Origin of the sequence: Streptomyces sp. NPDC050636 (assembly GCF_040654775.1) — a bacterium.
Classification (GTDB): Bacteria; Actinomycetota; Actinomycetes; order Streptomycetales; family Streptomycetaceae; genus Streptomyces.
This window is the reverse complement of sequence record NZ_JBFAIP010000269.1, coordinates 1-1,263: the sequence shown is the minus strand read 5'-3', so window position 1 is coordinate 1,263 and position 1,263 is coordinate 1. Positions and strand designations below refer to the sequence as shown.

General features: G+C 64.7%; 2 protein-coding genes and 1 pseudogene. 2 read left to right on the top strand and 1 reads right to left on the bottom strand.

Going from position 1 to position 1,263, the window contains the following annotated elements:
• Both AB0I10_RS41195 and AB0I10_RS41190 read left to right on the top strand, forming a co-directional pair.
• Positions 1-184: hypothetical protein (locus AB0I10_RS41195; RefSeq protein ID WP_363157859.1), on the top strand; the 184-nt coding region annotated here is incomplete at its 5' end.
• Positions 185-552: 368 nt separating this feature from the next.
• Complete coding sequence (locus AB0I10_RS41190; RefSeq protein WP_363157858.1) at positions 553-1,041, top strand: hypothetical protein; 489 nt, start codon at positions 553-555, stop codon at positions 1,039-1,041.
• Positions 1,042-1,180: 139 nt separating this feature from the next.
• Here AB0I10_RS41190 and AB0I10_RS41185 read toward each other — a convergent pair.
• Positions 1,181-1,263 (bottom strand): annotated as a pseudogene (locus AB0I10_RS41185) (DUF2269 domain-containing protein); the annotation flags it as partial.

The following is a 1,263-nucleotide window of genomic DNA, read 5'->3' as shown; positions in this document are numbered from 1 at the left end:
CTACCGTCCCGAGTGGACCCTCCACCACCTCCCCGAGGGGCGCACTCCTGGCCAGTTCCACGCCGCGGACGACCGCTTCTGGTCCGGCGAGGGGCAGGACACGAAGCGGACCCGCGGCAGGGCGGGTCAAGCGCCGCCGGGGCGCTTGCGGGGGTGTGGCGGGGCAGAGCCCCCCGCGCAGTAAGGTCAGCGCGCTTGTACGGTCAGCCGGTCGCCGACCGGGGCACTGCTGCAACTGGCCGAAGCCCCCGCCCCAACTGGACCGCAGGCCAGCGACGGTGGGCCCTGGCTCATGGCCCATCGCGGGACGGGAGGAACGGCGGGGTCCTTTACCTATTAAGACGGAAGATCTTCCGCGAGCCTCTGACCTGCGGTAACGCGCAGCCCACCTTTCAGCACCGCAACCTGGCTATGCAGAATTGAATAAAATAGAGTCCGAATCTTGCCTCTACTATGCACTACTGAATAGAATCAGCTGAGCTGAATCAAACCGAGACAGCAGCGCAACGTCCCATTCACCTCTGGAGATACTCTGTGCGTGCGGCCCGACGAGTGACCCGACTGGAAACGGTCAACCGGTCCACCGGAGAGGTTCAAGATCTCACCGTCCACTCGTCGGTCCCGGCCAGCGGCGGGCTGTTCTTCAGAGGAGGAGGTTTCACCACCATGGGATACGACGCACACAAGGCGTTGGCGGACGCAGACCTCAGCGTCACGGCCTACAAGCTGTTCCACAAGATGAGCGCCATGCAGAACCGCAAAGACCACGGCCTCGTGCGCGTCGAGTCGCAAGCCAAGTTCGCCGAGCAGTGCGGCATGTCCCAGGCGTCGGTCTCTCGCGGCCTCCGGCAACTCAGCGAGTACAGCTTCATCTACCCTGACGGCCGCGACTGGCGTATCCGCCCAGACTTCCTCTTCAACGGCAACGGCGCCGCCCAGGCCCAGGCCCTCCAGAGTATCCCAGACGACGCACCCGACCCGTACGCAGGCCGGCAGCGCACCGACCTCACCGTTATCAACGGCGGCGAGGATGACGCCTGATTCAGGCAACTAGGGCTTCGGAAGTGTTTCGAGCGAACCACTTCCGGGACTCCCGTTCGAGGCGCGGCAGCATCCACCCTCAGAAGCCACTCAAAACTGCGGCAACCAGCACGGACACGCACCACACTGACGCTTATGCAGTCAGCCAGAACTTGGTGTAGACCCAGCGGTGCCTGGCCAGCCCCCAGGAGGTGCCCAGGGACAGCACCAGCCCGCTGAGCA